20 protein-coding genes and 1 other RNA gene are annotated in these 26,567 nt (G+C 64.9%); 11 read left to right on the plus strand and 10 right to left on the minus strand.

Annotated elements, in window-relative coordinates; translation table 11 throughout:
- Positions 1-39: 39 nt before the first annotated feature.
- The 7 genes from aroA to gyrA form a co-directional block, all read right to left on the minus strand.
- On the minus strand, positions 40-1,344 hold the full coding sequence (gene aroA, locus LJ656_RS20995) for a 3-phosphoshikimate 1-carboxyvinyltransferase (RefSeq protein WP_230511282.1): 1,305 nt from the start codon (positions 1,342-1,344) through the stop codon (positions 40-42).
- A gap of 18 nt (positions 1,345-1,362) precedes the next feature.
- Positions 1,363-2,304, minus strand: a complete 942-nt coding sequence (locus LJ656_RS21000) for a prephenate dehydrogenase (protein ID WP_230511364.1) — start codon at positions 2,302-2,304, stop codon at positions 1,363-1,365.
- A 61-nt stretch (positions 2,305-2,365) separates the two neighbouring features.
- Positions 2,366-3,487, minus strand: a complete 1,122-nt coding sequence (gene hisC, locus LJ656_RS21005; RefSeq protein WP_230511283.1) for a histidinol-phosphate transaminase — start codon at positions 3,485-3,487, stop codon at positions 2,366-2,368.
- 96 nt (positions 3,488-3,583) lie between these two features.
- The gene (gene pheA / locus LJ656_RS21010) at positions 3,584-4,663 is read right to left on the minus strand and encodes a prephenate dehydratase (RefSeq protein WP_230511284.1); all 1,080 of its coding nucleotides are present in this window, start codon (positions 4,661-4,663) and stop codon (positions 3,584-3,586) included.
- A 64-nt stretch (positions 4,664-4,727) separates the two neighbouring features.
- A complete protein-coding gene (serC, locus tag LJ656_RS21015) occupies positions 4,728-5,810 on the minus strand; it encodes a 3-phosphoserine/phosphohydroxythreonine transaminase (protein WP_230511285.1) in 1,083 nt (360 codons plus the stop codon).
- Positions 5,811-6,053: 243 nt separating this feature from the next.
- On the minus strand, positions 6,054-6,659 hold the full coding sequence (locus LJ656_RS21020) for a DUF2059 domain-containing protein (RefSeq protein WP_230511286.1): 606 nt from the start codon (positions 6,657-6,659) through the stop codon (positions 6,054-6,056).
- Between the two features lie 125 nt (positions 6,660-6,784).
- A complete protein-coding gene (gyrA, locus tag LJ656_RS21025; RefSeq protein WP_230511287.1) occupies positions 6,785-9,421 on the minus strand; it encodes a DNA gyrase subunit A in 2,637 nt (878 codons plus the stop codon).
- A gap of 487 nt (positions 9,422-9,908) precedes the next feature.
- On the opposite strand from gyrA, the gene ompA reads away from it, so the two are divergent.
- The 6 genes from ompA (at position 9,909) to LJ656_RS21060 (ending at position 15,523) form a co-directional block, all read left to right on the plus strand.
- Positions 9,909-10,556, plus strand: a complete 648-nt coding sequence (ompA, locus tag LJ656_RS21030) for an outer membrane protein OmpA (protein WP_026228725.1) — start codon at positions 9,909-9,911, stop codon at positions 10,554-10,556.
- Between the two features lie 242 nt (positions 10,557-10,798).
- Entirely contained in the window at positions 10,799-11,497 is a 699-nt protein-coding gene (ubiG, locus tag LJ656_RS21035) for a bifunctional 2-polyprenyl-6-hydroxyphenol methylase/3-demethylubiquinol 3-O-methyltransferase UbiG (protein WP_230511288.1), read from the plus strand.
- Between the two features lie 30 nt (positions 11,498-11,527).
- Positions 11,528-12,241 (plus strand): phosphoglycolate phosphatase, encoded by a 714-nt coding sequence (gph, locus tag LJ656_RS21040; protein ID WP_230511289.1) that lies wholly within the window; start codon positions 11,528-11,530, stop codon positions 12,239-12,241.
- A 169-nt stretch (positions 12,242-12,410) separates the two neighbouring features.
- Positions 12,411-12,780: a transfer-messenger RNA gene (ssrA, locus tag LJ656_RS21045) on the plus strand.
- A 553-nt stretch (positions 12,781-13,333) separates the two neighbouring features.
- Positions 13,334-13,729 carry a hypothetical protein gene (locus LJ656_RS21055; RefSeq protein ID WP_230511290.1) on the plus strand — a complete coding sequence of 132 codons (396 nt, stop codon included), beginning with the start codon at positions 13,334-13,336 and terminating at the stop codon, positions 13,727-13,729.
- A gap of 1,425 nt (positions 13,730-15,154) precedes the next feature.
- Complete coding sequence (locus LJ656_RS21060) at positions 15,155-15,523, plus strand: COG4315 family predicted lipoprotein (protein ID WP_230511291.1); 369 nt, start codon at positions 15,155-15,157, stop codon at positions 15,521-15,523.
- Positions 15,524-15,716: 193 nt separating this feature from the next.
- Here the strand turns inward: LJ656_RS21060 and LJ656_RS21065 are convergent, their stop codons facing one another.
- Positions 15,717-15,983 (minus strand): hypothetical protein, encoded by a 267-nt coding sequence (locus LJ656_RS21065; protein WP_075302072.1) that lies wholly within the window; start codon positions 15,981-15,983, stop codon positions 15,717-15,719.
- A gap of 210 nt (positions 15,984-16,193) precedes the next feature.
- Positions 16,194-17,273, minus strand: coding sequence for a substrate-binding domain-containing protein (locus LJ656_RS21070; RefSeq protein WP_230511292.1), 1,080 nt, complete (start codon positions 17,271-17,273; stop codon positions 16,194-16,196).
- Positions 17,274-17,404: 131 nt separating this feature from the next.
- Between LJ656_RS21070 and LJ656_RS21075 the strand changes: the two genes are divergently transcribed.
- Genes LJ656_RS21075 through LJ656_RS21090 form a run of 4 tightly spaced genes read left to right on the plus strand, consistent with a single transcriptional unit; the run spans position 17,405 to position 22,715 of the window.
- Positions 17,405-17,902 carry an NAD(P)H-dependent oxidoreductase subunit E gene (locus tag LJ656_RS21075; protein ID WP_230511293.1) on the plus strand — a complete coding sequence of 166 codons (498 nt, stop codon included), beginning with the start codon at positions 17,405-17,407 and terminating at the stop codon, positions 17,900-17,902.
- Positions 17,899-19,476 carry a formate dehydrogenase beta subunit gene (locus LJ656_RS21080; RefSeq protein WP_230511294.1) on the plus strand — a complete coding sequence of 526 codons (1,578 nt, stop codon included), beginning with the start codon at positions 17,899-17,901 and terminating at the stop codon, positions 19,474-19,476. The genes LJ656_RS21075 and LJ656_RS21080 overlap by 4 nt, the downstream gene beginning before the upstream one ends.
- A 15-nt stretch (positions 19,477-19,491) precedes the next feature.
- The gene (gene fdhF / locus LJ656_RS21085; protein WP_230511295.1) at positions 19,492-22,437 is read left to right on the plus strand and encodes a formate dehydrogenase subunit alpha; all 2,946 of its coding nucleotides are present in this window, start codon (positions 19,492-19,494) and stop codon (positions 22,435-22,437) included.
- An 8-nt stretch (positions 22,438-22,445) separates the two neighbouring features.
- Positions 22,446-22,715, plus strand: a complete 270-nt coding sequence (locus LJ656_RS21090) for a formate dehydrogenase subunit delta (RefSeq protein ID WP_230511296.1) — start codon at positions 22,446-22,448, stop codon at positions 22,713-22,715.
- A 22-nt stretch (positions 22,716-22,737) separates the two neighbouring features.
- On the opposite strand, the gene LJ656_RS21095 is transcribed toward LJ656_RS21090, so the two are convergent.
- Entirely contained in the window at positions 22,738-24,522 is a 1,785-nt protein-coding gene (locus LJ656_RS21095) for an FAD-dependent monooxygenase (RefSeq protein ID WP_230511297.1), read from the minus strand.
- A gap of 121 nt (positions 24,523-24,643) precedes the next feature.
- Between LJ656_RS21095 and LJ656_RS21100 the strand changes: the two genes are divergently transcribed.
- A complete protein-coding gene (locus LJ656_RS21100) occupies positions 24,644-26,491 on the plus strand; it encodes a tetratricopeptide repeat protein (protein ID WP_230511298.1) in 1,848 nt (615 codons plus the stop codon).
- Positions 26,492-26,567 lie beyond the last annotated feature (76 nt).

Below are 26,567 nucleotides of genomic sequence, written 5' to 3' on the forward strand. Positions count from 1 at the left end.
GTCGCACGTCAGGAGATTCGCACGCGAATCCGGGTTGAATCAGGGTTGCGCAAGCGCGGTGAAGCGCTCGAAATAATCGGGGAACGTCTTGCCGACACACTTCGGGTCGTTGATCCGGATCGGCACGCCGCCCAGGCTCACCAGCGAGAAGCACATCGCCATCCGGTGGTCGTCGTAGGTGTCGATCGACGCGTTCGGGATCAGCTTTTCGGGCGGCGTGACGACGAGGAAATCCTCGCCCTCCTGCACCTTCGCGCCGACCTTGCGCAACTCGGTCGCCATCGCGGCGATCCGGTCGGTTTCCTTCACCCGCCAGCTCGCGATGTTGCGCAGCGTGGTCGTGCCGTCCGCGAACAGCGCGGCGACCGCGATCGTCATCGCGGCGTCGGGAATCAGGTTGAAGTCCATGTCGATCGGGTCGAGTTTGCCGTGGTCGTTGCCGACCCCGCGCACCTCGATCCAGTCGTCGCCCATCTGCAGATTCGCGCCCATCCGGATCAGCGCGTCGGCGAAGCCGACGTCGCCCTGGATGCTCGCGCGGCCGACGCCTTCCACCTTCAGCGGGCCGCCGCCGAGCGCACCCGCAGCGAGGAAATACGATGCCGACGACGCGTCGCCCTCGACCATGATCGTACCCGGCGACTGATAGCGCTGCCCCGCCGGCACGATGAACTGGTGCCAGCCATGGCGCTCGACCTTGATGCCGAAGCGCGCCATCAGCTTGATCGTGATCTCGATGTACGGCTTGGAGATCAACTCGCCGTCGACCTGCACCGTGCTCACGCCGCTCGCGGTGCGCAAGAGCGGCAGCGTCATCAGCAGCGCGGTCAGGAACTGGCTCGACACGTCGCCACGCACGCGGATCGGCGCGTCGGCGGTGATCTGCGCGGGACGGATGCGCAGCGGCGGATAGCCTTCGTTCTGCTCATAGTCGATCGACGCGCCGATCTGCCGCAAGCCGTCGACCAGATCGCCGATCGGCCGCTCGTGCATGCGCGGCACGCCGTGGATCCGGTAACTGCCGCCATTCACCGCCAGTGCCGCGGTCAGCGGGCGCACCGCCGTGCCGGCGTTGCCGAGAAACAGGTCGGCCGTGCGCGCGGTGAACGCGCCGCGCGTGCCGGTGACCACACAGCTATCGCCGTCGCGTTTCAGACGCACGCCGAGCTTTTCGAGCGCGTCGAGCATCACGCGGGTGTCGTCGGAATCGAGCAGATTCGTGATCGTCGTCTCGCCTTCGGCAAGCGCGGCGAGCAGCAGCACGCGGTTCGAAATGCTCTTTGAGCCGGGCAGACGAACCGTGCCGGCTGCACGGGAATAAGGTCCGAGATCGAAGAAGTCCATGATGAGTCCAGTGTCCGGTTATTTCGACGCGTCGCTGCCAGCCACGCCGGTCGCGCGCTGTTCCTGCCATTGGCTGCGGGCGACGCGCGAGCGGGCGAATACCGCTTCGAGCGCGGCGCCGTCGCCGGCTTCGATCGCGGTGCGCAGGCGCGCGAGCACCGCGGTGTACGCATCGAGTTCGTCGAGCAGCGCGGCGCGATTGGCAACGCAGACGTCGCGCCACATCTCCGGGCTCGACGCGGCGATGCGCGTGAAGTCACGAAAGCCGCCGGCCGCGAACGAAAACTTCAGCGCGGCATCGGGTGAATTGAGGATTTGTTCGACCAGCGCGAACGACAGCACGTGCGGCAGATGGCTCACCGACGCGAACACGCGATCGTGCTGCACGGGCGCCATCTCGCGCACCAGCGCGCCGCTCGCGCGCCACATCGCAGCAACATGCTCGACCGCTTGCGGCGGATTTTCCGGCAGCGGGCACAGCACCACGTTGCGGTTCACGTACAGGTCGGGCAACGCGGCGTCGACACCGCTCGATTCTCGCCCGGCAATCGGATGCCCAGGCACGAACTGGCCGATGCGCGCACCGAGCGCCGCGCGCGCGGCGGCGACTACGTCGGACTTGGTGCTGCCCGCGTCGGTGACGATCGTGTGCGCGTCGAGATACGGCGCGATGCGTTCGAGCAGCGGCTGCGTCTGCGCAACGGGCGCCGCGAGCAGCACGACGTCGGCACCGGTAAGCGCGTCGCGCAACGCGGCAGCATCGTCGAGCGCGGCGGCGGTATCGATCACGCCCAGCGCCAGTGCGCGCTCAGTCGACGCGGCGCTGCGTCCGACGCCGATTACCGTCCGCGCCCCCCCGACCTCGCCGCGCTCGCGCAAAGCGCGCGCAAGCGATCCGCCGATCAGACCGACACCGAAAATCACCAGCTTGTTAAAGGAAAACGCGGCCACGTCGCTCACACAATACGGACAATAAGCGCGCCGTTCCTGCAGGTTCGACGCGCGGATCAAGGATCAATGCTTACGCCGAGGCAGGCTCGGCAAGCGTCTTTTCGAGCGCCGCGAGGAACGCTTCGTTTTCCTCCGGCAGCCCGATCGTGATGCGCAACCACTGCGGCAAGCCGTAATTGGCGACCGGGCGCACGATCACCGCCTGCTTCAGCAGCGCGAGATTCACGCGGGCGCCGGCGGCGTTGTCGTTGCCGACCCGCACCAGCACGAAGTTGCCTTCGGACGGCACGTATTCGAGACCGAGCTTGTCGAATGCTTCACTCAGACGGCGATAGCCTTGCGCGTTCAGCGCCGCGCTTTTCTCGAGAAACGCGCTGTCGTTCAGTGCGGCGATCGCCGCGGCCTGCGCGAGCGTGTTCACGTTGAACGGCTGACGCAGACGGTTCAGCAGATCGGTCAATTCAGGCTGCGCAATCGCAAAGCCGATGCGCAGTCCCGCGAGGCCGAACGCCTTCGAGAACGTGCGCGACACCAGCAGGTTCGGATAGCGACGCACCCACGCGATCGAGTTATAGCGCTTGTCCGCCGACAGATACTCGGTATACGCCTCGTCGAGCACCACGACCACGCGGCGCGGCACCTTGTCGAGAAACGCCTCGAGCGTCGGGCCGTCGATGAACGTACCGGTCGGATTGTTCGGATTGGCGACGAACATCAGGCGCGTATCGTCGGTGATCGCGGCAAGCATCGCGCCGAGATCGTGGCCGTAGCGCACGGCCGGCACGACGATCGCGCGCGCGCCGACGCCTTGGGTCGCAAGCGCGTAGACCGCGAACGAGTACTGCGAAAACACCACCGACTCGCCCTTCTCGACGAACGCATGCGCGGCGAGTTCGAGGATGTCGTTGCTGCCGTTGCCGAGCGTGATCCACTCGGCCGGCACGCCGTAGCGCGCGCTCAGCGCGGCCTTCAGCTCGAAGCCGTTCGAATCGGGATAGCGGCCGAGGTCGGCGATTGCCTGCGCCATCGCGCGCTGCGCGGACTCGGGCATGCCCAGCGGATTCTCGTTCGACGCCAGCTTCACGATGCTTGCCTCTTCGAGGCCGAACTCGCGAGCCACCTCCGAAATCGGCTTACCGGCGATGTACGGCGCGATCGCGCGCACATAGGAAGGGCCGAAAGACGCTGTCATGACAATCTCCGAACGACTGTAGTAGTTGAGTTGATGGCCGGACGGCGCCGCTGGCGCCGCCCGGATCGCGCGGCCGGTAACCGTCGGGCCGCCTGGCTAGCGGGCCCGCGGATAGGAGCCGAGGATCTTCAGGAACGCGGCTTTCTCGCCGAGTCCGGCCAGCGCGGCGGCGACAGCCGCATCGTCGCGATGACCTTCGACGTCGATATAGAAGTAGTACTCCCACGTGCCCACGCGCGCCGGGCGCGATTCGAAACGCGTCATCGACACGCCGTGACGCGACAGCGGCTCGAGCAGCTTGACCATCGCGCCCGGCTCGTTCGCGACCGACACGATCAGCGAGGTCTGGTCATGGCCGCTCGGACCGGTCGGCTGCTTGCCGATCATCACGAAGCGCGTGCGGTTGTGCGGATCGTCCTGGATCAGCGCATTGGTGACCTGCAAGCCGTAGTGGATCGCGGCGCGGTCGCCGGCGATCGCCGCGACGGTCGGGTCTTCGGCCGCCATCCGCGCGGCTTCCGCATTGCTCGCCACCGCCTGGCGCTCGAGATGCGGCGCGTTGGTCGACAGCCAGCGCTGGCACTGCGCGAGCGCCTGCGCATGCGCGCACACCCGCGTCACGCCGGCGAGGCCGTTTTGCGTGAGCAGATTGTGATGGATCGGCAAAGCCAGCTCGCCACCGATGATCAACTGCGTTTGCAGCAGCAGATCGAGCGTGCGCGACACCGCGCCTTCGGTCGAATTCTCGACTGGCACGACACCGTAGTCGGCGGCGCCGGCTTCGACCGAGCGAAACACTTCGTCGATCGACGGGCACGGCAGGCCTTCGATCGACTGACCGAAGTACTCGTGCATCGCCTGTTCGCTATAAGTGCCGACCGGCCCGAGGTAGGCGGCCTTGATGGTCTTTTCGAGAGCGCGGCTCGCCGCCATGATCTCGCGCCAGATCGCGCTGATGTGCTCGGCGGCGAGCGGGCCCGCGCTCATCTCCTGCAAACGCGCGATTACCTGCTGTTCGCGCTCCGGCCGGAACACCGGCGCGTTGAAATGCTTCTTGACCTCGCCCACTTCGAGCGCGACCGACGCGCGCTGATTCAGGAGCGCGATCAGTTGCGCGTCGAGCGCGTCGATGCGATCGCGCAGAGGTTTGAGTCGGTTATTGAGTTCGTCGTCCATGCTTGAGATACAGCCCTGCCGGGAAACTGCGGGAAAAGATGCGCGCGCCTGCAAGTCGCTCGACTCAGGCGCCGCGCTGCTCGAATTCCTTCATGTATTCGACGAGCGCTTTGACGCCTTCGAGCGGGACGGCGTTATAAATCGACGCCCGCATGCCGCCGACGGACTTGTGGCCCTTTAGCTGCACCAAACCGCGCGCTTTCGCGCCGGACAGGAAATCTTCGTTGCGCGACTCGTCGGCGAGGAAGAACGGCACGTTCATCCGCGAGCGCGAGCCACGCTCGACCTTGTTCAGATAGAAGCTGCTCGCGTCGATCGTGTCGTACAGCAGCTTCGACTTTTCGAGGTTGCGCGCTTCGATCGCCGTGAGGCCGCCCTGCTTCTTCAGCCACTTGAACACGAGCCCGGCGATATAGATCGCGTAGGTGGGCGGCGTGTTGTACATCGAATTATTCTCGGCGACGGTCCTCCATTCGAACGCGGACGGACAGATCGGCATTGCGCGATCGAGCATGTCCTCGCGCACGATCACGACCGTCACGCCGGCCATGCCGATGTTCTTCTGCGCGCCGCCGAACAGCACGCCGTATTTGGCGATGTCCATCGGGCGCGACAGGATATGCGACGACGCGTCCGCGACGAGCGGCACGTCGCCGAGGTCCGGAATCTCGAAGGTTTCGACGCCGTGGATCGTCTCGTTCGTGCACAGATGCACGTAAGCGGGATCGTCCGACAACTGCCATTCCGCGCGCGCCGGCGCGCGGGTGAAGCCGTCCGCGGTCTGGCCGCTCGCGGCCAGATGCACGCTGCCGTACTTCTGCGCCTCCTTGAACGACTTCTGCGACCACGAGCCGGTCACGACGAAATCCGCGCGCGGCTTCGAGCCGAGCAGGTTCATCGGCACGATTGCGTTTTCGCCGAGACCCCCGCCCTGCAGGAACAGGATGCGATGGCTCGCCGGCACCTGCAGCAACTCGCGCAGGTCGGTCAGCGCTTCCTCGTGGATCGACATGAATTCTTTACCGCGATGGCTCATTTCCATCACGCTCATGCCGCTGCCGTGCCAGTTGAGCATTTCGTCGGCTGCCTGGCGCAGCACTTCTTCGGGCATGGCCGCCGGGCCGGCGGAGAAATTAAAGACGCGCATGTGAGGTCCTGGAAGCGGGCGCGATAAAAACGAAAACCGCGCGGAAATCGGCGGCGATCTGCGAAACGGTTCGCCGAAAAAGAAAAATGGCCGTCTGCGCCTGTGCGCAAACGACCATTATCGCATTGTCGCCGCCAACCCGCCACGCCGTGTGGCCCGGCGGGTGCGCCTTCCGGGCCCTTGCCCGGGCGGCGAAAGCAGGCTGCCGAGCTTATTGCCGGCAGCGCTGCCCGACGAGCGGAATTACTTGGCTGCCGGCTTGACCGACGCGACTTCCTTGTCGGCCTGGTCACGCGTTGCCTTGATCGATTCCGGCATGTACTTCTGCATCAGGCTGTTCACGACGTCGCGGCCAACCTGATCCTGCACCTGGATGAACTTGCGGCCGGTCGGGCTCTTGTAGAACGTCGTCAGATCCTTGATTTCCGACGTGCTGTAGTACTTCGCGTATGCGTCGTACTGAGCCTGCATCGCGTCCTGACGGAAGCCATCCGTTGCGAACACCTGGCCCGCGCTGTCGACCAGCTTCGGCACCGCGTTCTTCTGCAGCGCCGGCACGGCAGCCTGCTTCTGCTTGTCCGTCATCGTCTTGTTTTCGCTCAGCGCGTCCGACAGGATTGCCGGCACCAGCTGCTTGGCTTGCATCTGCGCACTGTTGCCGATCGCGCCGACCAGCTTCTGTGCGTCGATGGCGTCGAGCAGGTCTTTGATCGCAGCCTGCTTGGCCGGGTCAACCGGTGCTGCTGCAGCGGCCGGAGCTGCCGGCGCCTGGTTTTGCAGCGCTTGAGCCATTGCGAACGTCGGCACGAGGGCAGCCAGCAACATCAGTTGTTTGAATCGTTTTTGCATCATTACTCCCTAAGAGAAATTAACTTGAACCGCGCGCCGCGCTGCAAAGCGTATCGGCCCGATACGCAAAGATCCACAGCGTAGCTTCAACTTATTAACTGAGACTGAAACACCGCCGACGCGGATCAGGCTGCACCGCCCTCACCTTCATTGTCACCGTTGTCGCTTTCGGCGGAGCCGTCGGTTTCGCTTTCCGACTCGCCTTCGGCCTCAGCCACCTGTTGCAGACCGGACAGCTTGGTCCCTTCGTCAAGGCTGATGAGTGTAACACCTTGAGTTGCACGGCCCATTTCACGAATTTCCGACACACGGGTACGAATCAGCACGCCTGTCGTAGTAATCAGCATGATCTGCGCTTCCGGATCCACCAGCGTCGCGGCGACCACCTTGCCGTTACGCTCCGAGGTCTGGATCGCGATCATTCCCTTCGTGCCGCGGCCATGACGCGTGTATTCGGTGATCGGCGTGCGCTTGCCGAAACCGTTCTCGGTCGCGGTGAGCACCGACTGCTGCTCGTCGCCGGCCACCAGCAGTGCGATCACGCTCTGGCCGTCCTCGAGCTGCATGCCGCGTACACCGCGCGCCTCGCGGCCCATCGGACGCACGTCGTTCTCGTCGAAACGCACCGCCTTGCCCGAATCCGAGAACAGCATCACGTCGTGCTGGCCGTCGGTGATGGCCGCGCCGATCAGGTAATCGCCCTCATCGAGACCGACCGCAATAATACCCTTGCGCAGCGGACGGCTGAATGCTTCGAGCGGCGTCTTCTTGACCGTGCCCAACGCGGTCGCCATGAACACGAACTTGTCGGCCGAGAACTCCTTGACCGGCAGCACGACGGTGATCTTCTCGCCTTCCTGCAGCGGAAACATGTTGACGATCGGCCGGCCGCGCGAGTTGCGCGAACCCTGCGGAACTTCGTAGACCTTGACCCAGTACACGCGGCCGCGGTTCGAGAAGCACAGGATGTGGTCGTGGGTATTGGCGATGAACAGCGTATCGATCCAGTCGTCTTCCTTCATGGAAGTCGCCTGCTTGCCGCGGCCGCCGCGCTTTTGCGCGCGATATTCGGACAACGGCTGCGACTTAACGTAGCCCGCGTGCGACATCGTCACAACCATTTCCTGCGGCGTGATCAGGTCTTCTGTGTTCAGTTCGGTCGCGTTCAGCTCGATCTTCGAGCGGCGCGCATCGCCGAATTCGGCTTTGATCGACGTGAGTTCTTCGACGATGATCGCCGAAATACGCTCCGGGCGAGCGAGGATGTCCAGCAGGTCGGCGATTTGCGCCATTACGTCGCGATACTCGCCGATGATCTTGTCCTGCTCGAGACCGGTCAGGCGCTGCAGACGCATCTGCAGGATTTCCTGGGCCTGGGTGTCGGACAGACGGTAGAGGCCGTCGGTCTGCATGCCGAACGACGGATTCAGCCCTTCCGGACGGTACGCGTCACGGCCGCCCGCGGTCGCGTTCTCCGTCTCGGCGCGCGACAGCATCTCGCGCACCAGCGACGAATCCCACGGCCGCGCCATCAGTTCCTGCTTGGCGATCGGCGGAGTCGGCGCGGCCTTGATGATCGCGATGAATTCGTCGATGTTCGCCAGCGCAACCGCGAGGCCTTCGAGCACGTGGCCGCGCTCGCGCGCCTTGCGCAGTTCGTAGACGGTGCGCCGCGTCAGCACTTCCCGGCGGTGCGACAGGAAGCACGTGAGCATTTCCTTCAGGTTCAGCAACTTCGGCTGGCCGTCGACGAGCGCGACCATGTTCATACCGAAGGTGTCCTGAAGCTGGGTGGCCTTATACAGATTGTTCAGCACCACTTCGGGCACTTCGCCGCGCTTGAGCTCGAGCACCACGCGCATACCGCTCTTGTCGGACTCGTCGCGGATGTCGGAGATGCCTTCGAGCTTCTTTTCGTTGACGAGCTCGGCGATGCGCTCGAGCAGCGAGCGCTTGTTCACCTGATACGGCAGTTCGTCGACGATGATCGCCATGCGCTGACCGCGGTCGATCTCCTCGAAGTGCGTGAGCGCGCGCATCACCACGCGGCCGCGCCCCGTGCGATAGCCGTCGCGCACGCCGGCCACGCCGTAGATGATGCCGGCGGTCGGGAAGTCGGGTGCGGGGATGATCTCGATCAGCTCGTCGATCGTCGCTTCGGGGTTCTTCAGCAGATGCTGGCAGGCGTCGACGACTTCGTTGAGGTTGTGCGGCGGGATGTTGGTCGCCATCCCGACCGCGATGCCGGACGAGCCATTGATCAGTAGATTGGGAATGCGCGCGGGCAGGATGGCCGGTTCGTTTTCGCTGCCGTCGTAGTTCGGCACGAAGTCGACCGTTTCCTTGTCGATGTCGGCCAGCAGCTCGTGACCGATCTTCGCCATGCGGATTTCGGTGTAACGCATCGCGGCGGCATTGTCGCCGTCGACCGAACCGAAGTTGCCCTGGCCGTCGACCAGCATGTAGCGCAGCGAGAAGTCCTGGGCCATCCGCACGATCGTGTCGTACACAGCCGTGTCGCCGTGCGGATGGTATTTACCGATCACGTCGCCGACGATACGCGCCGACTTCTTGTACGCGCGGTTCCAGTCGTTGTTCAGCTCGTGCATCGCGTATAGCACGCGCCGGTGCACCGGCTTCAGGCCATCGCGGACATCGGGAAGCGCTCGCCCTACGATCACGCTCATCGCGTAATCGAGATACGAACGGCGCATTTCCTCCTCGAGGGAGATTGGCAGAGTCTCTTTGGCGAATTGATCCATTATCCGTATCTTTTACGTGCGAAGGCGACGGCCAGACCGTCGCCTTCGCGTAAGCATTGCAGGCGCAACGCATCACACGATTCTAACATGCCGGGCCGAGCCCTCCGACGACGGCACGTATACATATTAGAGGGGCGTCCGCCAGATACCGTCCACCGCCCGCCAATATGCCGTTTTTCGCAATTATCAGGCTCGATTCGTGCGTAGACCAATCGGCCGCTCAGCCAGAGCTGGCGGACTCGGGAGAGAAAAACGTTTGTTGCGCAAGCACCACAAACCAGCGGTGATTTGATGGGGGGCGGATTTTTTTTTCGTCGGAAGGGAACGATATGGCAAAATGCCAACGCACAAAGAGTCAGACACTGCTCGAAGTCTACACAGACGGTTTTTGTTCCGCACCAATGTTATACTTCGAGCAATGTATGACTTGTCTTCGTCAACAGGCTCGCAGTAAACCTGCGGTAATCTCAATTTCGAGAGGAGAAATATGAATAAACTTTCAAAGCTCGCGTTCATTGCAGCTACCGCGGTTATGGCTGCATCCGCCATGGCACAGTCGGTGCCGGCGTCGCGACAAGCTACGAACGACAACTGGGTGAATGGTACCGGCGAATACGTGTGGATGAACGGCACGAACGAGCTGTGCTGGCGCGATGCATTCTGGACGCCGGCTACGGCCAACGCAAAGTGCGACGGCGCGCTGGTTGCTCAGGCTCCGACCCCGCCGGCACCGGTCGCTCCGGCTCCGGCAATCTCCAGCGAAAAGATTACGTATCAAGCTGACGCTCTGTTCGACTTCGACAAGGCAATCCTGAAGCCGGCTGGCAAGGAACGCCTGAGCGAACTGGCATCGAAGATTCAAGGCATCAACCTCGAAGTCGTCGTTGCAACGGGCCACACCGACCGTATCGGTTCGGACGCGTACAACGACCGTCTGTCGCTGCGCCGTGCTCAAGCTGTGAAGGCATTCCTGGTCAGCAAGGGCGTCGAAGCCAACCGTATCTACACGGAAGGCAAGGGCCGTCGCAACCCGGTTACCACCGGTTGCAACCAGAAGAACCGCAAGCAACTCATCGCCTGCCTCGCACCGGATCGTCGCGTGGAAGTCGAAGTTGTCGGTACGCCGAAGCAGTAAGCTGCAGAATTACCGCAGTATCGAAAGCCCCACTTCGGTGGGGCTTTTTTTATGCGCGCCACGATCGCGCAGCGGGTGAAGCGAATACCATCGCGTTCCTGCGAAAAGCCACGGGAAGCCCTACTGCCGCGGCTTCCACGGCCGTCGCCGGCGCGCCCCGCACTTTTGCCGGTCCGGCTCTCGCCCTATATACTCGGGGTTTATCCTCGAGCGTCACCGCTCTCATCGAGGCAGCTTTCGCCATGACCAACGCCGATCCCCACGAACTACAGAAATTCAGCGACCTTGCGCACCGCTGGTGGGACCCGAACGCCGAATTCAAGCCGCTGCACGAGCTCAATCCGATTCGCCTGAGCTGGATCGATGCGCACGCGCATCTGGCCGGCAAAAAAGTGCTCGATATCGGCTGCGGCGGCGGCATTCTGTCGGAATCCATGGCCGGCCTCGGCGCCCACGTGAAGGGCATCGACCTGTCCACCCAGGCGCTTGGCGTCGCCGATCTTCACAGTCTTGAAAGCGGTGTAACGGTCGATTACGAAGAGATCGCCGCCGAAGCCCTCGCTGCCCGCGAACCGGGCACCTACGACGTCGTCACCTGCATGGAAATGCTGGAGCACGTGCCGCAGCCGGCGGCCATCGTCGAAGCCTGCAAGAACCTCGTGAAGCCGGGCGGCTGGGTGTTTTTCTCGACGCTGAACCGCAACGTGAAGTCATATCTGTTCGCGGTCATCGGCGCCGAATACATCGCGCGGATGCTGCCGAAGGGCACCCACGACTACGCGCGCTTCATTCGCCCGTCGGAGCTCGCCGGCTTCGCGCGCGCAGCCGGCCTGCGCACCGACGACATCAAGGGCATCGTCTACAACCCGCTCAGCAAACACTTCACGCTGTCGGGCGACACGAGCGTCAACTACATGCTCGCCTGCCGCCGCGACGCCTGATCCGCACCGACCCGCACGACCCACCCAACGATGAGCGATCCGACTCCCCTGCCCCAACGCGAAGACACCGAGAACACGCTCGGCTTTTGCCACGCCGTGCTGTTCGACCTCGACGGCACTTTGGCCGACACGGCGCCCGACCTGGCGGCCGCCGTCAACAAGATGCGCCACGACCGCGGCCTCGAGATGGTGCCGCTCGAACAGCTGCGCCCGCTGGCGTCGGCCGGCGCGCGCGGGTTGATCGGCGGCGCCTTTGGTATCGGTCCGGAGGATCACGAGTTTGCGTCGATGCGCGAGGAGTTCCTCGCCAACTACGAAGCGGATCTGTGCATCGAAACGACGCTCTTTCCCGGCATCGCCGAAGTGCTCGACGATCTCGATGCGCGCGGTGTGCGCTGGGGCATCGTCACGAACAAGGTCGCCCGGCTCACCGAGCCGCTGGTGGCGCAACTGGGGCTCGAAGAGCGCGCCGGCTGCGTGGTGAGCGGCGACACGACCCCGCATTCGAAACCGCACCCGGCACCGCTGCTGCATGCGGCGCGTGACTTGAACATCGCGCCCGAGCGGGTGGTGTATGTCGGCGACGACCTGCGTGACGTGCAGGCCGGTTTCGCGGCCGGCATGAAGACTGTCGCGGCGGCGTACGGCTATTGCGGCAACGACATTCCGCCGACCCAGTGGCACGCGCAGCACGTAGTGCAGTCGCCGGCCGAGCTGCAGCAGTTGCTACGCGATATCGGTTGAGCTGTTCGCTGCTTCGCAGCGGAACTGCGCGGTGGGAAATACACGTTCAAAACCGCAGCCGACACACTTCCTAACGAAGTTGCGTTGTCCGTCGGCCGCGGTACGCACGACGCGGCAGTCAATCTATTGTAAAATCCTGTTTGGCTCGCATATGTGAGCAACGAACCGCGGGGGCGACCTGGTTTCGACAGGGGTTGCGAAGCGGCTAGGGCATGTCGAGGACCCGTCACCTCGTTAATCAATGGGAAAAACGTAACTGCAAACGACGATACGTTCGCACTGGCAGCCTAAGGGCCGCCGTCCTCTGCCTAGTTCACTGACGGGCTAGTGTCGCAAGACCGGTAGCAATACCGACAGAGGTCATATACGTCAGTTAAGCCTTGGCGGCGTCACGACGTCCGGGTCGAAAATCTAGTGAATCGCCGTAGCGCAGCGTGTTCGTCCGCGTCGCTGCGGTTAAATCAAAAGACAGAACTAAACATGTAGAACTGGTCGTAGAGGACTTCTGGACGCGGGTTCGATTCCCGCCGCCTCCACCAAATACCTTCCAAACGTTCACCACGTTTGACCAAAAAGCCCCGCCCGGCCTTGCCTCGCGGGGTTTTTTATTGCAATCCCCCGAGCGGAGGCTGTCTCGGGGTGTTGGCGCGAACAATTTTGGATGAGGGGTTGGGCGCGCCGGCGGCGATCATCGAAGCGCAGCGCACGCACGCACGCACGCACGCACGCAGTGAAATACCCTCTCAGGCGCGTACAACCGCACCGCCCACCTGGTGCAGCGGAGCGAAATGATGCAGAAGTTGGCGAACTACCTTGATCGAATCAAGGCTGGCGCCCAAATCATCCTTATTGGAGCTGCGACTGACTGAATCGACGGTGCGGTTGTAGGTCGTGAAAAAGCTTGATCGACGGCCGTGCGACCGCGCCGCTTGCTTAACTAAACATCCTTACCTGACTGAAGAATCGCCGAGTCTGTGCCGATAAGAACGAGATCAACAAGACGAAAGAGAGACCGATGAATAAGACGACACTCGGAGCGGCGCTCCTTGCGCTGGCAGCGTTGAGCGGCTGCTCGACCACGCAGAGAGCGTGATGGCCGGCAAACAAGCCGTCGGCGCTCCAATGACCAAAGCGTGTCTCACCACCCACGGGGGTGCGTCCCGGGACATGGATCAACGGATCCAGCAGAATCTCGAGACTCACGGGGTTACCGTACTCACCACGCCGCAATGCGACCGGAATACGGACGGCGTTGACATGACGGTCACCTATAACGACAAATGGTGGTGGGACATCGTCATGTATATGAAGGAAGTCGACATCCACTTCTACACCGCCCCAGTCGGCAAGTTGATCGTTAGCGGCGAGTGGCACAACTCCGTCCTGCATCAATTCCCGAGTGCGGACGGCGTTGTCGCGAACTTGATGGACCAGATGTTCAACGAAGCAAGTGGCGGAGCTGTCCGCACAGCGACCGCCGCGAAGTGACGGGCGCGTCGACCTCTGCGCGCGCGAACGTGATCCTCGCGCGCGTGATGCGCCCATCCAAGGGCGTGATGAGCAACGCAGCCGACGCCACACTCCGCAGCAACTCCAGCAAACCACCACACTATTCAACGCTCTCCTCGCATTAGCCACCTAATATCCGGCTCTGTATAGATAACGAAACTGCTTTCGATTCGAAATTTAGTGTATTTACAACTTTCGGTTGAGCACATCGGACTTCGTTCCGCTACGGCTACCCGCCACTCGATTTGCTATTCCGCAAATTGATTCTCGCGATCGCGCCAGTGTCTGCCGTCGTTCTATTTCATCACGCTGCGCTCGCCAAAAAATATCCTAGTGCAGCTTCGGCAAGAGTGCCGCGGCTATCTAGACATTGGAGACGAGGAATGACTAAATCGAAGCAGCAACTACAAACGAAGCGGGCAGCAATGATGGCGCTCATCGGGCAGTTTCCAGCATCACATCGGCAGAGATCGCTGAGCGGCTGGAGCTGGGGAGTTCGAACAAGGTCGGCACTGCGCTTTGGACTTCTATCCGCAGCGGAAAGGTGCTCACCGAACGCGTCGAGCGCAACGGCCGGTGGATGAATAAGCACTATCTGCCAGCCCAGATACCGGTCGATGCAGTGGTTCGAATAAAGCAGACAATCGTCGACGCATCCGATGTAATCCCCCCGGAGGCCGTTCGATCTGCGCCCAACAGCGTGTTCAATGGACCGCGCAAACCAAGGCCCGCAAAAAAGCGGTCAGTGCGTAGAAGCAATACCAAAACGGTGGCTGCGCCACAGCCCGCGCGCCCATCGAAATCTCTCGAGCCTACGCAAAGCTTTTCATGCGCTGTTGCCAACGATGGCAGCTTGATGTTGATGCGAGGCGGCCGGATTGAGATGTCGCTATCGGACGTCGACACGGCGGCCCTGCAAGCATATTTGGTAAAGCGCGCCGCCGCACACGTGTTCACGAGCATGGTTTGACGCGCCAGCTGGCGGCACCGCACCGCCTCATTTTCACGCAAGCCACTTTGTGGAAGTCCGCAGCGTCGCCTGGCCATTCCAGTCGAGTGCCGCACCGCTTGCAGCCAAAAGACATAGGAATGCAATGCCTCGCCTCACAACGATTAGCAGGCGAAATTCGGTTGACGCCGCCCCAAATACTCAGGACGTTCATCAAGAGCGCCCCCAACCCCGGCAGCCCCTCTAGGCTACCGGGGTTTTTCTTTGCGCATCGCCACGCGGCAATAACAAAAATCCGCAGCGCACCGCCCCGCCTGGAATAAACCCCTGCCCTCACCCGTTCACTGTTTGCGACCGCCGCGCGGCGGTCCGCAAATCTCCTCGCTGCCTGCGTCCGAAACGCGCCGTCTCTCGTCAAACTCGTCAAACACGTCGTCAACACAGGAGTCCGCATCATGCGCAAGATCATCCTCTGCATCGCTCCGCTCGCGCTCGCCGCGCTTCACACGAGCGCGTTCGCCGAATCGCCCAGGCTCGACAACGGCCGCTTCGTCACGGCCGACGGCATGACGCTCTACACCTTCGATAAGGACACCACCCCAGGCGTCAGCGCCTGCACCGGCGGCTGCATGAGCAACTGGCCAGCGGCGACCGCGGCATCGAACGACAAGCCGTCAGGCGACTGGACGCTGATCCCGGCCGCGGACGGCAAGCAACAATGGGCGTACAAGGGCCATCCGCTGTATCGCTACGCGGCCGACAAGCAGGCAGGAGACGCAAAGGGCGACGGCTTCAAGGATATCTGGCACGTCGCGAAGCCCTAAGGCGCGGGAGGGTCCTGCATCGAGCCGGGGACAACACCGCTATAACGAAGCGCGGCCGCTCGCAGTGGCAACGTCGAGCGTCGTGAATACGGCAATCGCGAGAATGAATAGCGGCCCGAAAAACCACCACCCACAAAGCACAACGCCGGCTCAAAGCCGGCGTTGCATCATTGAACGAGAGCCGCGACGAGGTTCACTCGTCCTGCGGGCACTGCAGGTTACAGCCGTTCGGATCGCCCATGTCGCCACGCTTGCGCGCCGCCGAACGCTTGCCATGCTGATACTTGGCCGACGGCGCGGACGCCGCGAACGGCATCTGCGGATGCTCGTTGATACGAAACTCGTCGTTCAGGATGCCGCCCGGCACGCCGGGGGAATTCTGGGCGAAGGCGACTGAGGTGGTGGCGCAAAGCACACCTGCCGCTGCAACGGCGGCACATGCGTGAAGAAAAGCTTTCATGTCGGTTGGGCGCGCGGTGGCGCGAGGTAGAGCGGAGACGAAGCCAGAAGAGTAGCGGAAACCGGCGCGCCGCGCAGCGGCACGGCCCCGCCGGACCCGCATTTGTGTGCATTTATCCGCATTTATGTTTACGCGCTCTTACCTCGGCGCCGCAACGACTACTCGACCCGCCGTTCAAGCCGCCGCTCGAGCCACCCCGCAAATCGCCGTTCACCCCACCGCTTCGCCGAGCCCTTCGGCCAGATCGACGATCCGCCCGCAATCGCGCGGATCGTAGCCGTCGAGCTGCTCGACGCTGTGGCGAAACCCGCTGCTGCGCAGCAACTCGATCACCGCGGCGAGCGGCGCACGCGACAGACGCGCGCGGTCGCACGCGAAGAAATAGTCCTCATCGACGATCGGAATGAAGTCGAGCCCGAAATGATGCGCGGCCGGCTCCACGCCGAAACCCACGTCAGCCATCCCGCTCGCGACGAACGCGGCGATCGCCGAATGCGTGAGCTCGGTCGACGCATAGCCGTTCACGCGATCCGGGTCCACGCCGACCCGGCGCAGCGAAAGATCGAGCAGCATCCGCGTGCCGGAGCCCGGCTGGCGGTTGACGAAGCGGATGTCGTCGCGCGCGAGGTCGCCGAGACCGTCGATTCCCTTCGGATTGCCCTTACCGATGAACAGCCCCTGCTTGCGCCGCGTCAGGTGCACGAGCACGTGGCGCTGCGGATCGAGCCAGCGCCGGTAGACGTCGGCGCAGGTCGGGCGAAACTCGTTGAGCGGCAGGTGAAACCCGGCCAGTTCGCATTCGCCGCGCGCGAGCGCGCTGACCGCGTCCGCGCTGTCGCGGTACTTGATATCGACTGGCTGATCGCCCGCGACCAGCGCGGTCACCAGCGCCGCCACCGCATAGCCGTGCGACGCGTGAATGCGCACGTCGTCGGCGGGCGGTGCGAGCCAGCGGTTCAGATCGCTAGCCACTTCGCTTGCCAGCGCCTGCAGATTGCCGTCGAGCCGCTCACCGCACAGCCGCTGCGCGCGCAGCACCGCGTGACCGAGTTCGGACAGCACCGAGCCGCGCCCGCGCTCCTTCGAGATCAGCGGACCGCCGAGGCGCTCCTCGATGCCGCGCAGCAAACCCCACGCATGCCGGTAGGACAAACCCTTAAGCGCGGCGGCCTGCGCGATGCTGCCGGATTCATCGACGAGCGCGAGCAGCGGCACCACGTCCGACAGGCTGGCCTCGTAGCCGTCCGCGCCCTTCACCACCAGCTCGACCTGACATTCGACCCTGATCATATATGTTGAGCTTTCTCCTATTGCACGCGCTCGCCGGCACGCCTATCGTTCGGCTATACCATATCGAATAGACGAAGCATACGTGCACGAATTATGAATAACAAGTGCATATATAGCTTGGAGGAGCCCCCTTGGAAGATTCCCTCGCCACGGCGCCGGAGCAACTCGTGCAGCGCCACGCGCAACCGGGCCGCTCGCTGATCGCGATCCTGCACGCGATTCAGGACGAGCTTGGTTACGTCCCTCCCGACACGGTCGCGCCGCTCGCCAGAACGCTGAATCTATCGCGCGCGGAAGTGCACGGCGTGATCACCTACTACCACCACTTCCGCAGCCAGCCGCCCGCCGCCGTCACCGTGCAGTTGTGCCGGGCGGAAGCGTGCCGCAGCATGGGCACCGAAGCGCTCGCGCAACATATCGAGGCACACACCGGTTGCCGCTTCGACGCGCCGCACGAGCACGGCGCGACGGTCGAACTCGAATCGGTGTACTGCCTCGGCCAGTGCGCGCTGTCGCCCGCGATGATGCTCAACGGCACGCTGCACGCGCGCGTCACCCCGCAGAAATTCGACGCGCTGCTCGCCGCCGCACTAGCCGCCGCGCACAAATGCGTGGAGGTGCCGGCATGACCCGCATCTACGTTCCGCGCGACTCGTCCGCGCTGGCGCTCGGCGCCGATGCAGTCGCGCAAGCGATCGAAGCCGAGGCCGCGCGCCGCGGCATCGCGATCGAACTGGTCCGCAACGGTTCGCGCGGCTTGCTATGGCTCGAACCGCTGGTTGAAGTGGCGACGCCGGCCGGCCGCGTCGGTTATTCGAACGTCGAAGAGCAGGACGTCGCCGCGCTGTTCGATGCCGGTTTTGTCGACGGCGCAGCACATCCGCGCGGCGTCGGCATCGTCGACGAAATTCCGTATCTGAAGAAGCAGCAGCGCCTGACCTTTGCGCGCATCGGCATCACCGACCCGCTGTCGCTCGACGACTACGTCGCGCACGGCGGCCTCGCGGGCCTGCGCGCCGCGTTGCAAACCGACGGCGACGCCGCCTGCGAAACGTTGATCGAATCGGGCCTGCGCGGGCGCGGCGGCGCCGCGTTCCCGGCCGGCATCAAGTGGCACACGGTACGCGGCGCGAAGGCCGCGCAGAAGTACATCGTCTGCAATGCCGACGAAGGCGACTCGGGCACCTTCTCCGATCGTCTCGTGATGGAAAGCGATCCGTATCTGCTGATCGAAGGGATGATCATCGCCGGCGTCGCGACCGGCGCGACGGTCGGCTACATCTACGTGCGCAGCGAATACCCGCATTCGATCGCGACGCTCGAAGCGGCCATCGAACGCGCGCGCGCGGCCGGCTGGCTCGGCGACAGCGTGCTCGGCAGCGCGCATCGCTTCGAGCTGTTCGTCGCGAAAGGCGCGGGCTCGTACGTGTGCGGCGAGGAAACCGCGCTGCTCGAATCGCTGGAAGGCAAGCGCGGGATCGTCCGCGCGAAGCCGCCGGTGCCCGCGCTCGCCGGTCTGTTCGGTCAGCCGACCGTGATCAACAACGTGATCACGCTCGCCACGGTGCCGGTCATCTTCGCGCGCGGCGCGGCCTTCTATAAGGACTTCGGGATGGGCCGCTCGCGCGGCACGCTGCCGTTCCAACTGGCCGGCAACATCAAACAGGGTGGCCTCGTCGAACTCGCGTTCGGCGTCACGCTGCGCGAGCTGCTCGACGAATACGGCGGCGGCACCGCGAGCGGCCGGCCCGCGCGCGCGGTGCAGGTCGGCGGTCCGCTCGGCACCTATCTGCCGGAAAGCCAGTGGGACATTCCGATGGACTACGAAGCCTACGCGGCGGTCGGCGCGGTGATCGGCCACGGCGGTCTGGTCGTGCACGACGACACGTCGAATCTCGCCGAACTCGCGCAGTACGCGATGCACTTCTGCGCGCTCGAATCGTGCGGCAAGTGCACGCCGTGCCGGATCGGCTCGACGCGCGGCGTCGAGGTGATCGCGCGAATCCGCAACGGCGATACGTCGTCCCGCCAGGTGCAGTTGCTGCGCGATCTGTGCGACACGATGGTGTCCGGTTCGCTGTGCGCGATGGGCGGCATGACGCCGTTCCCGGTGCTGTCCGCGCTCGATCACTTCCCCGAAGATTTCGGTCTCGCCGGCACATCGGCCGATGGCGCCGGCCACGCGACCCAAGCCGCGGCCTGACCCAGGAGCCTTGCCATGTTCGATCAGTTCAACTCTCCCGCCGGCGGCTGCGGCTCCGGCAATTGCGCGTGCAAAGCGCAGGCGCAGGCCCGCGCGGCGAACCCGTTTCACGACGACACCGACTACGGCACCCCCGCGCGTCACGCGGACGTCGACGTCACGCTCGAAATCGACGGCCAGGCTGTCACGGTGCCGGCCGGCACCTCGGTGATGCGCGCGGCCGCCGAAGCCGGCGTCAACGTGCCGAAGCTGTGCGCGACCGATTCGCTCGAACCGTTCGGCTCGTGCCGTTTGTGCCTCGTCGAAATCGAAGGCCGGCGCGGTTATCCGGCCTCGTGCACGACGCCGGTCGAAGCCGGCATGAAGGTGCGCACGCAAACCGAACGGCTGCAGTCGCTGCGCCGCAACGTGATGGAGCTGTATATCTCCGATCACCCGCTCGACTGCCTGACCTGTCCGGCCAACGGCGACTGCGAATTGCAGGACATGGCGGGCGTGACGGGTTTGCGCGAAGTCCGCTACGGCTTCGACGGCGCGAATCACCTGAAAGACAAAAAGGACGAATCGAATCCGTACTTCACGTACGACCCGTCGAAGTGCATCGTCTGCAACCGCTGCGTGCGCGCGTGCGAGGAAACCCAGGGCACATTCGCGCTGACGATCGCCGGACGCGGCTTCGAATCGCGCGTCGCCGCGAGCGAGAACCAGCCGTTCATGGATTCGGAGTGCGTATCGTGCGGCGCCTGCGTCGCCGCGTGCCCGACCGCGACGCTGCAGGAAAAGAGCGTCGTGATGCTCGGCCAGGCCGAGCACTCGGTCGTCACGACCTGCGCGTATTGCGGGGTCGGCTGCTCGTTCAAGGCCGAGATGAAGGGCAACCAGGTCGTGCGGATGGTGCCGCACAAGAACGGCCACGCGAACGAAGGCCATGCGTGCGTGAAAGGCCGCTTCGCGTGGGGCTACGCGACGCACAAGGACCGCATCACCAAACCGATGATCCGCGCGAAGATCACCGACCCGTGGCGCGAAGTCAGCTGGGACGAAGCGATCGGTTACGCGGCGTCGGAGTTCCGCCGCATCCAGGCGAAGCACGGCCGCGATTCGATCGGCGGCATCACGTCGTCGCGCTGTACCAATGAGGAAACCTATCTGGTCCAGAAGCTCGTGCGCGCCGCGTTCGGCAACAACAACGTCGACACCTGCGCGCGCGTGTGCCACTCGCCGACTGGCTATGGCCTGAAGACGACGCTCGGCGAATCGGCGGGGACCCAGACCTTCGCGTCGATCGACAAGACCGACGTGATCATGGTGATCGGCGCGAATCCGACCGACGGCCATCCGGTGTTCGGCTCGCGTCTGAAGCGGCGCGTGCGGGAAGGCGCGAAGCTGATCGTGGTCGATCCGCGCCGCATCGATATCGTCGATACGCCGCACGTGAAGGCAACCCATCATCTGCAGTTGCGCCCCGGCACCAACGTCGCGATCGTCAATGCGCTCGCGCATGTGATCGTCACCGAAGGGCTGCTCGCCGACGCGTTCATCGCCGAGCGCTGCGAAGCGCGCGCGTTCGAACAATGGCGCGATTTCGTCGCGCTGCCGGAGAACGCGCCGGAAGCGACCGAAGCGGTCACCGGCGTGCCCGCGCAACAGCTGCGTGAAGCGGCACGGATTTACGCCACCGCCGGCAATGCGGCGATCTACTACGGCCTGGGCGTGACCGAACACGCGCAAGGCTCGACCATGGTGATAGGTATTGCGAATCTCGCGATGGCGACCGGCAACATCGGCCGCGAAGGCGTCGGCGTCAATCCGCTGCGCGGCCAGAACAACGTGCAGGGCTCGTGCGACATGGGCTCGTTCCCGCACGAGTTGCCCGGCTATCGGCATGTCGGCGATACGCTGGTGCGCGCGCAGTTCGAACAGGAGTGGAACGTCACGCTGCAGTCCGAACCGGGCCTGCGGATTCCGAACATGTTTGACGCGGCGCTGCACGGCAGCTTCATGGGCCTGTACTGCCAGGGCGAGGACATCGTGCAGTCGGACCCGAACACGCATCATGTGGCGGCCGCGCTGTCGGCGATGGAATGCATCGTCGTGCAGGACATCTTCCTGAACGAGACCGCCAAATACGCGCACGTGCTGCTGCCCGGTTCGTCGTTCCTCGAAAAGGACGGCACGTTCACCAATGCCGAGCGCCGCATCTCGCGGGTGCGCAAGGTGATGCCGCCGCTCGGCGGCTACGCGGACTGGGAAGTCACGCTGCTGCTGTCGCGCGCGCTCGGCTACGAGATGGACTACGCGCATCCGTCGGAGATCATGGACGAGATCGCGCGCCTCACGCCGACCTTCCACGGGGTGTCGTATCGCAAGCTCGACGAACTGGGCAGCATCCAGTGGCCGTGCAACGAACACGCACCGGACGGCACGCCGACGATGCACGTCGACCAGTTCGTGCGCGGCAAGGGCAAGTTCGTGATCACGAAGTTCTTCGCGTCGCCGGAAAAAGTCACGCGCAAGTATCCGTTGCTGCTGACCACCGGCCGGATCCTGTCGCAGTACAACGTCGGCGCGCAGACCCGCCGCACCGACAACTCGCGCTGGCATGAGGAGGACCGGCTCGAACTGCATCCGGACGACGCCGAGGAGCGCGAGATCAGGGACGGCGACTGGGTCGGCATCGAATCGCGCGCGGGACAGACCGTGCTGCGCGCGAAGGTGACGTCGCGGATGCAGCCGGGCGTCGTCTATACGACGTTCCATTTCCCCGAATCGGGCGCCAACGTGATCACGACCGACAGCTCCGACTGGGCGACCAATTGTCCGGAGTACAAAGTGACCGCGGTGCAGGTGATGCCGGTCGAGCAGCCGTCGCAATGGCAGAAGGACTATTCGCGCTTCAACAGCGAACAGCTCGATCTGCACAGGCAGCGCGAGCCGGCCAGCGTGACCTCGGGTAAGTGAGGCGAGCCATGGACATTCGCAATCTGATCGATATGGCGAACCGGATCGGCGACTTTTTCGAATCGATGCCGGATCACGAGGAAGCGCTGACCGGCGTCGCCGAACATATCCGCCGCTCGTGGGAGCCGCGCATGCGCCGCGCGCTGCTCGCGTCTCTCGACGAAGCGCCGGATGCGCACGGTCTCGCGCTGACGGCCTTCACGCGCGAGGCGATCGTCCGGTATCGGGAGAAGCTGACGCCGGCTGCCGCGGCGCCGGCGGCTCACGCGCCGCTTTAGACGGCTGTCACCAGCCCAGTACTCATAGCGCCACCGGCGCCGCGACCTCGCTGCCCATCGCGTACCACGCCTCGCAGTGCCGCACGAGCCCATGCAGGTCCGAGCCGGTGCGCCCGCGCGCGCTGATATAGCCGTCCGGCCGCACCAGATAGAACGCCGGCCGCGTGCGTCCATACGATTCGGACAGCGCCGGCGCGCCGTCGCCGGTGGTGTCGGTGATGCGCCAGATCCGCACCGCGCCCGGCAGCAGCCGTTCGACTTCGGCGGCCAGCCGTTCGACCTCCGGGTCGGGCGCCGGCCCGTGCTTCGCGGCGGGGTCGAGCGGCGTGTCGTCGACCGGTAGCGGCGGCACCAGCAGAAACAGCGAGAAGTACGCCGGATCGTGCAGATCGAAAATGCACCCGACTCCCGGCGCCCGCCCGAGCGGACCGTCGATCACGTGCACCAGCGCATCGGGCGCCCGCTCGCCCGCGCGCGGGCCGCCGTCGAGCACCCGTTCGAGCGTCAACGGACTGCGCCGATACTGGACCGACAACTCGCTGATCGTCGCGCGCGCGGCGTCACGCAGCGGACCGAGCGCGGCCAGCACCGGCATCACGCGCTCGCGCAGCAGCTTGAGCGGACCGTGATCGGCCTCAGCCAGTTGCGTGATGAAGCCGGTCTGGCGCAGCACGTCGCGCTCGATCGGATGGCGTTCCGCGTGATAGGTGTCGAGCAGCCGGTCCGGCGCCGCGCCGCGAATCACCCGCGCGAGCTTCCAGCCGAGATTGAGCGCTTCCTGAATGCCGGTGTTCATTCCCTGCGCGCCGGCCGGACTGTGCACATGCGCGGCATCGCCGGCCAGAAACACGCGGCCGACCCGCAGCCGGTCCACCATCCGGCTGTTCACCCGGAAATGCGCCGACCATGCGAGGTCCGAGACATCGACCCGCTCGCGCACGCGTCGCGCGATCAGCGCCTTGCATTGTTCGAGCGACGGCGGCGCACTTGCGGCGGCCGGCGCCGCGCCCGCGGCGGCATTGAGCGGCGCGGAGTCGGACGCCCCGGACACCCCGGACACCCCGGACACCGCCGGCACCGCCGCCGGCCCCACCGCGCTGAACACCGGCGCGACCGCCTGATCGGCAATCAGCCGATGCCGGCCGTGGCCCATCGGAAACAGCGCGACGAGGCCTTCCCCGGACGCGAAGATATGAAACTCGTCGTCGGGCCATTCGGTTTGCGCTTGCAGGTCGGCCAGCAGGAAGTTCTGTTCGAGCGTTTTGCCCTCGAACCTGAGTCCGAGACGGTGGCGAATCGGGCTATGCGCGCCGTCGGCGGCGATCAGGTAGGCCGGGCGCATCGTTTCGCTGCGGCCGTTCGGATGACGCAGCGTCGCTTCGACGCTCGCCGAGCCTTGCAGGAACATCGTCAGTTCGACGCCGCGCTCGACCGTCACGCCGAGCGTCGCCAGATGTTCGGTGAGCAGCCGCTCGGTCACCGACTGGTCGAGAAACAGCAGATACGGATAGCGGGTGTGCAACGGATCGAAATCGAGCTGCGCGAGCCGCATCCCGTTGGAAAACAGATTGGCGACGCGCGCGCGATGGCCGAGGTCGAGAAACGGTTCGATCAGCCGGTGCTGTTCGAGCAGTTCGAGCGTGCGCGCCTGAATTCCGACCGCACGCGAATATGGATTCGGCTGCGGCGCCTTGTCGATCAGACGCACGGGAATCTGGGCTCGCGCGAGACTCATCGCCGCGGCAAGTCCAGTGGGACCAGCCCCGACGATCAGCACCGGCGACGCGTCGTAAGCGGCAGCGTCCATGCGGAACTCCGGGAGGGCAACAGTGCGTTCTAGTGTACGCCGCCACCCGGCCGATTTCCGGCCGGCCCCGGCAAGTATGGGAAAATGCGCGCTCAGTCCGATCCGAACGCCCCTCCCCGTCATGCAACCAGTATTTGACCGCGCGTTCGCCGCGCATCGTGACGGCCGCCTCGACGACGCCGAACGCGGCTACCGCGCGACGCTCGACCTCGATCCCTCGCACGTCGACGCGCTGCATCTGCTCGGCGTGTTGCGCCACCAGCAAGGCCAGCACGCGGAAGCCGCCGAGCTGGTGCGGCGTGCGGTCGATCTGCGCCCCGAAGACGCCGCGCTGCAGCTGAACCTCGGCAATGCGCTGAAAGCGCTCGGCCAGATCGACGCGGCGATCGACCAGTTCCGCAACGCGCTGACGCTCGCGCCGACCTTTCCGATGGCGCATTACAACCTCGGCAACGCGTATGCGTCGCTGGGCCGCCACGAAGACGCCGCCGACGCGTTCACGCGCTCGCTGCGTCTGCAACCGGAAGATGCGTCGTCGCACAACAATCTCGGCAACGCGCTGCACGCGCTCGGCCGCCACGCGGAGGCGATCGCCTCGTTTCGCCGCGCGCTCGAATTGCGCCCCGGCCATGCGGGCGCGCTGAACAATATGGGGATGTCGCTGAACGCGCTCGGCCGGCCCGACGAAGCGGTGCGCTGCTTCGAAGCGGCGCTCGCGAGCGAGCCGCGCTTCGTCGCCGCGCTGTTCAACCTGGCCAATACCTTCGATGCGACCGGCCGCCATGCGCAGGCGGTCGCATCGTTCGAGGCCGCGTTGCGTCTGCAGCCGAACCTGCCGCCGGCGATCTACGGGATGGGCAACGCGCTCGCGGCGCTCGGCCGGCCCGCGCAGGCGCTGCCGTATCTGGAGCGCTCGGTCGGGCTCGACCCGCAATTCGCGCTCGCATGGCTCGCGCTCGGCAGCGCGCATCAGGCGTTGGGCGCGCACGCGGCCGCGGTGCGCGCGCTCGATCAGGCGCTGCGCCTGCGCCCCGATCTGGCCTCCGCGCATCTGAACCGCGCGCTCGCGTGGCTGGCGATGCGCGACTTCGAGCGCGGGCTGCCGGAATACGAATGGCGGCTGCAAGCGCTCGCGCAGCCGGTCATCCAGACGCTGCCGCGCTGGCACGGCGAGCCGATCGAGCGGCATACGCTGCTGATCCATGCCGAGCAGGGTTTCGGCGATACGCTGCAGTTCGTGCGCTTCGTGCCGCTCGCCGCGCGGCGCGCCGCGCGGGTGGTGCTCGAAGTGCAGCCCGCATTGCTGCCGCTGCTCGCGCCCACCGCGCAGGCGTGGCGCGTGACGCTGATCGCGCAGGGCCAGCCGCGCCCCGCCGCCGATCTGCAGATTCCGCTTTTGAGCCTGCCGCTCGCGCTCGGCACCCGCTACGACACGATTCCGGCGCGCACGCCGTATCTGCAGGTGCCGCCAGCCTACGGCCGCAAATGGCGCGGCTCGCTCGGCGGGCACGCGAAGCGCAAGATCGGGCTCGCGTGGTCGGGACGAATCCAGCGCAACGAAACCCGTACGATGCCGCTCGCCGCGCTTGAACCGCTGTTCGCGCTCGACGGCATCGACTGGATCGTGCTGCAGCCCGAGCTGTCCGACGCCGAGCGCGCGGCGCTCGACGCGCATCCGCGCGCCGCGTCGATCCATCGCTTCGACGGGCGCATCGGCGACTTCGCGGATACCGCGGCGATCGTCGAGCGGCTCGACGCGGTCGTGTCGATCGATACGTCGATCGCGCACCTTGCCGGCGCGCTGCGCAAGCCGCTGTGGCTGATGCTGCCGTTCGCGCCCGACTGGCGCTGGTTCGACGACGACGCGCGCAGCCCGTGGTATCCGGGCGCGACGCTGGTGCGGCAGCCGCGGCCGGGCGCGTGGGACGAAGTCGTCGAGGCGGTCGCGCAGGAGCTGCGGCACGGCTAGCGCGAAGTCCGGCAAGCCGCGCCCCCAAACAAAAACCCCCGCGTTCTCACGAACGCGGGGGTTTTTTACTTCAGCC

This window comes from Paraburkholderia sejongensis, from assembly GCF_020880815.1.
GTDB classification, from domain to species: Bacteria; Pseudomonadota; Gammaproteobacteria; order Burkholderiales; family Burkholderiaceae; genus Paraburkholderia; species Paraburkholderia sejongensis.